The sequence below is a fragment of the Blastomonas sp. CCH1-A6 genome, assembly GCF_001556365.1.
Lineage (GTDB): Bacteria > Pseudomonadota > Alphaproteobacteria > Sphingomonadales > Sphingomonadaceae > Blastomonas > Blastomonas ursincola.
On the sequence record NZ_LSIS01000148.1, the window covers coordinates 1 to 4,975 of the forward strand.

The window sequence follows — 4,975 nt, forward strand, 5'->3', positions numbered from 1 at the left end:
AGGAGGGGGGCTTGGGCATCTGTCGGTCCTGTCCTCGCCCCTTCAGGGGAGAGGATACGCAGCCTTGCATGCGCAGCATGCTAGGCGGAGTTGGAGAGGGGCGGCGGCTGGATGCCGACGCTTGCCCCTCTCCCACTGCGACTAGGTTCGCGTGCCGCTCACCAAGTCTCGTTGCCCTCTCCCCTGAAGGGGAGAGGCGGAAAGATTATCCCGTCACCTTGGGCGCATCGGCATCGGCGCCCCATTCGGCCCAGCTGCCGTCATAAAGCGACACGTCGGTCTTGCCGAGCAGGTGCGCGCCGAAGGCGACGACGCTGGCGGTCATGCCCGATCCGCATGTGGTGACCATCGGCTTATCGATATCGATGCCGGCGCCTTCGAACGCGGCCTTGAGCGCATCGCCGGTCTTCCAGGTGCCATCGGCGTTGAACAGCGCGCTGTGCGGCAGGTTGACCGAGCCGGGGATATGGCCCGAGGCGATGCCGGGACGCGGATCGGCCTCTGCGCCGGTGAAGCGCGCAGCCGGGCGGGCGTCGACGACCTGTTCGGCCTTGCTGTGCAGGTTGGCGAGCATGTCCGCCTTGGTGCGGACGTTCTTGCGGTCTTCCCACACGGTGAAATGGCGATGACGCAGGCTTTCCTTGCCGGTCTTGAGCGGGCGGCCTTCGGCCTTCCACTTGGAGATGCCGCCGTCGAGGATCGCGACCGCGTGCGCGCCGAACATGGTCAGCATGAACCAGGCGCGGGCCGAGGACTTCAGCGGGCTGTCGTCGTAGAGCACGATGCGGCTGCCATCGCCGAGGCCCAGCGACTGCATGCGGCTGGCGAACTTTTCGGCCGGAGGAAGGGTGTTCTCGATCGCGGCGTTGCTGTCGACCAGCTCTTCCAGGTCCATGAATACCGCGCCGGGGATGTGGCCCGCTTCATATTCGGCGAGCGCGTTGCGGCCATGATCGGGCAGGAACTTGGTCGCATCGACGATGCGGAGATCCGAAGCGCCCATCTCGTTGGCGAGCCATTCGGTTGAAACCAGCGAATCCATCTTGGATATTCTCCCTCTGCGAATGCGCGCCCGATTATCGGCATTTCCCGGCTTTTTAGACGTGAAACCCGGCTGGTTGCCCGGCCGGGATTGCCTGTTTTTTGCGCTGCACCATCGACATTATCGCGTTGCTGCGAACACGTCGAGTCGCAACGGAAAGCGTATGTGCGATTTTTCGCATATGTTGCATCCGCGTGAATCGGGCGGTGGTGCAGCCGATCGCTTCGGGCTAGGGGGGGAAGCCCTGCAATCCGGAGACCTCCCCTCATGCGCATCCTGCTGACCAATGACGATGGCGTCCACGCGCCGGGCCTTGCCGTGCTGGCCGGGATCGCGCGGGCGATCTCTGACGATGTCTGGATCGTCGCGCCTTCGGAAGAGCAGTCGGGCGCTGGCCATTCGCTGACTATCACCCGTCCCTTGCGCGTCCACCAGCATGGCGAGAAGCACTTCTCGGTCACTGGCACGCCCACCGACGCGGTGATGATGGCGGTGGCGCGGCTGATGCAGGACACGCCTCCCGACCTGATCCTGTCGGGCGTCAATCGCGGCGCGAACCTGGGCGAGGACGTGACCTATTCGGGCACCGTCTCCGCCGCGATGGAGGGCGCGCTTGCGGGCATTCCATCGATCGCATTGAGCCAGGTCTATGCGCGCGAGGGCGCCGGGCTCGACGTCTCGTTCGACGCCGCGACCCACTGGGGCGAGCGCGTGGTGCGCAAGCTCATCAGCCAGCCGATGCCGCCGCGCACGCTGGTCAATGTCAACTTCCCCGCGCTGCCCGCCGACAGGGTGCGGGGCGTGAAGGTCGTGAACCAGGGCTTTCGCGACTACGGGCGGCTGAAGATCGTCACCAACACCGACCCGCGCGGGTTCGAATATCACTGGTTCGGCCTGGGAGCAGCCGAAGCGAGCCCCGCGCACAGCACCGATCTGGAAGCCGTGGCCGACGGCTATATCGCGGTGACGCCGCTGCATCTCGATCTGACGCATCACCAGTCGATCGCCGCGCTGACCCAGACCTTTGCGGCGGAGTGACGCGCGAAACGCCCTGGCAGACGGGCCCGGTGTAAATCCTGCGTTGCCCGGTGGCAAAGCCAGCAAACCATGCTAGACACGGCCGCATGGTGTGGGGACACGGAAAGATCGACACGCGGTTCGCCTTGCTGGCGGCGCTGGGCCTCGCAGGCTGCATTCCCGGCGGGATGACGCCGACATCGTTGGAACCCGAGATTACCGAGGCCGGCCAGCCGGCCGCGCCGCCGCTGGCCGAGCCGGTTGCGGGCAGCGATGCGCCGGTCTGGGAAAGCCGCAGCGTTGCGCCCAATGCCGCAGACGTGATCGGCACCACCTATACCGTCCAGCCCGGCGATACGCTGCGCGGCATCGGCAACCGCACCGGGGCAGGATCGGAAGCGATCGCGGCCGCCAATGGGCTCACTGCGCCCTATATCCTGCGGCCAGGACAGCAGCTCACCATCCCCGGCGGGCGCTATCACATGGTGGCGAGCGGCGAGACGGGCATCGCCATCGCCCAGGCGTACAAGGTCGCGTGGAGCGACATCGTCGCGCTGAACGGGCTTGAAGAACCCTATATCCTGCGTATCGGCCAGCGGCTCAAGCTTCCTGCGGGCGCGCAGCTTGCCGCTGCCGCACCCGCCGCGAGGGCCCCCGCCAAACCCGGTACGCAGCCCAGCCGCATCGGCGCGCTGGTGGTCAATATCGACGATGTCGTCACCGGCAGCCAGCCCGCAATCGCCGAAGGCACGGCCGTTCCGCCCGCCAAGCCCGCGCGCGCGCCGGTGGCCGCCAGCGTGCCCGTCGATGTGCCCAAGGGCTTTTCGGGCAAGTTCGTCTGGCCGCTCAGCGGCTCGCTGCTCACGCGCTACGGGCCGGTCGGCAAGGGGCAGATCAGCAACGGTATCGATATCAGCGCGACGCGCGGCCAGCCGTTCCGCGCGGCGGCCGACGGCGTGGTCAGCTATGCCGGCAGCGAGGTCGCGATCTATGGCGGGCTGATCCTGATCAGCCATGGCGGCGGCTGGGTCAGCGCCTATGGCCATGCCGAGCGGATCGACGTGACGCGCGGCCAGGCGGTGAAGGCGGGCCAGGTGCTGGGCGCGGCGGGCCAGAGCGGTTTTGCCGAGACGCCCAAGCTGCATTTCGAGCTGCGCAAGGACCGCAAGCCGGTCGATCCGCTGCAATATCTGCCGCGCGGCTGAGCCACAGGGATGGGCGATTCCGAGATCAAGCCACGCGCGCTGCTGAAACGTGCGGCGCGCCTGCCGGTCTGGGCGGACGTCACCCTGCGGCTGAGCGTCGCCTTCTTCCTGATCGCGTTCGTCATCCTGATCCACTGGCTCGATCGCGCGGGCCTCAAGGACAATTATGACGACCATATCAGCTTTCTGGATGTCGTCTATTTCACGATGATCTCGGTCACCACCACCGGCTTCGGCGACATCGCCCCGGTGTCGGACCGGTCGCGGCTGATCGAATCGGTGCTGGTGACGCCGGTGCGCGTCGCGGTGATCTTCATCTTCGTCGGCACCGCCTATAGTTTCGTCATCAAGCGCACATGGGAAAAATGGCAGATGAGCAGGATCCAGCAGCGCCTGAAGGGGCATATCGTGGTGCTGGGCTTCGGCACCAGCGGGTCGGAAGCGGTGCGCGAACTGGTGGCGCGCGGTACCGATCCCTCGTGCATCGTCGTGGTCGACCAGTCGGAGGAATCGCTGGCCAAGGCCGAGACGATGGGCTGCAACGTGCTGAATGCCGATGCGACGCGCGACGAGACGCTCAAGGACGTGCATATCGACCGGGCGTGTTCGGCGATCGTCTCGGCGGGGCGCGATGACACCTCGATCCTGATCGTGCTGACCATCCGCCATCTCGCGCCGGACGTGCCGATCAGCGTGGTGATCCGCGCCGGCGACAACGAGCTGCTTGCGCGCCAGGCGGGGGCGAACACGGTCATCAACCCGGTGAGCTTTGCCGGGCTGCTGCTCGCCGGATCGTGCAGCGGGCCGCATATCAGCAGCTATCTCGCCGATCTGGCCTCGTCGAGCGGGCGGGTGGTGCTGATCGAGCGCGCGGTGCGGACCGAGGAAATCGGCATCCCGCTGAAGGACATCAAGGACGGCATCGGCGTGCGCATCTATCGCGGCGGCAAGCCCTATGGCTTTTTCGACGACGAAAGCGCCAGCCTGCGTGCGGGCGACCTGATCGTCGTCATCACCCAGGGCGATGGCCGCCCGCCGGTGACCATGGCGGGCGAATAGCGGGCCGGACCGCGCGGCCCGCACCCGCAGGGCGCATCATTTCTTCAACGCGAAACAGGCCTGGCCGCTGCGCGCGACGCTGTCGCACGCCTGCTTGGCCGCCGCCTGGCTGGCGAAAGGACCTGCCTGCAGCTTGGTGATCGGGCCCGCCTTGACCAGATAGGGTTGCAGGCCCGCAAGCGCCTGGTTCTGGCGCTCGAGGCCGCTCCACAGGGTGCGCGCGCGGCCCTCTTCGCTGAACGCACCCAGCTGGATGCGCCAGTCGCCGGAGGCGGCCACGGCAGGCGCGGTGCTCGCAGCGGCGGCAACCGGAGCTGCCGCCACCGGCGCGGCGGGCTTGGGGGCCGAGGCGACGGGAGCAGGCGCGGCCTTGGGCGCCACAGCGACGGTTGCAGGCGCAGGCTTGGGTTCCGGGGCCGGGGTCGACGCCGAGGGCGTGCCCATCGTCGCGAAATCGACGCCTGCGCTCGCCGCGGTGCTGTTGGGGCTGGAGGGCAGGGTGGGAATCACCGTGCCCGTGGCACGCGAAGGCGGAAGGTCGGTGGTCTGGATCGCCGATCCGGTCGCGGGGCGGGCCATCGCCGGTGCCGGCTTGGCGGCGGCAGTGACGACCGGCTTGGCGGGCGCGGTGGCGCCGGTCGCGGTATCGGTG

At 67.6% G+C, this 4,975-nt stretch carries 5 protein-coding genes; 3 read left to right on the plus strand and 2 right to left on the minus strand.

The features are described from left to right. Positions 1 to 205: 205 nt before the first annotated feature. Positions 206 to 1,042, minus strand: coding sequence for a 3-mercaptopyruvate sulfurtransferase (gene sseA, locus AX735_RS05895; protein WP_066277154.1), 837 nt, complete (start codon positions 1,040 to 1,042; stop codon positions 206 to 208). A 267-nt stretch (positions 1,043 to 1,309) separates the two neighbouring features. On the opposite strand from sseA, the gene surE reads away from it, so the two are divergent. From surE to AX735_RS05910, 3 genes are all read left to right on the plus strand, one after another. Then, positions 1,310 to 2,080, plus strand: coding sequence for a 5'/3'-nucleotidase SurE (surE, locus tag AX735_RS05900; protein ID WP_066277157.1), 771 nt, complete (start codon positions 1,310 to 1,312; stop codon positions 2,078 to 2,080). Positions 2,081 to 2,166: 86 nt separating this feature from the next. Continuing rightward, a complete protein-coding gene (locus tag AX735_RS05905; protein ID WP_231750034.1) occupies positions 2,167 to 3,264 on the plus strand; it encodes a M23 family metallopeptidase in 1,098 nt (365 codons plus the stop codon). 9 nt (positions 3,265 to 3,273) lie between these two features. Further along, positions 3,274 to 4,323, plus strand: coding sequence for a potassium channel family protein (locus tag AX735_RS05910; RefSeq protein WP_066277159.1), 1,050 nt, complete (start codon positions 3,274 to 3,276; stop codon positions 4,321 to 4,323). Positions 4,324 to 4,359: 36 nt separating this feature from the next. Here AX735_RS05910 and AX735_RS05915 read toward each other — a convergent pair. After that, positions 4,360 to 4,975 (minus strand): SPOR domain-containing protein (locus AX735_RS05915; protein WP_202189513.1); only part of this gene is annotated, 616 nt, incomplete at its 5' end.

Bases quoted from the DNA above. Each gene is read 5' to 3' on its own strand.
- AX735_RS05905 (WP_231750034.1), top strand. From the start codon at position 2,167: ATGGTGTGGGGACACGGAAAGATCGACACGCGGTTCGCCTTGCTGGCG.
- sseA (WP_066277154.1), bottom strand. From the start codon at position 1,042: ATGGATTCGCTGGTTTCAACCGAATGGCTCGCCAACGAGATGGGCGCT.
- surE (WP_066277157.1), top strand. From the start codon at position 1,310: ATGCGCATCCTGCTGACCAATGACGATGGCGTCCACGCGCCGGGCCTT.
- AX735_RS05910 (WP_066277159.1), top strand. From the start codon at position 3,274: ATGGGCGATTCCGAGATCAAGCCACGCGCGCTGCTGAAACGTGCGGCG.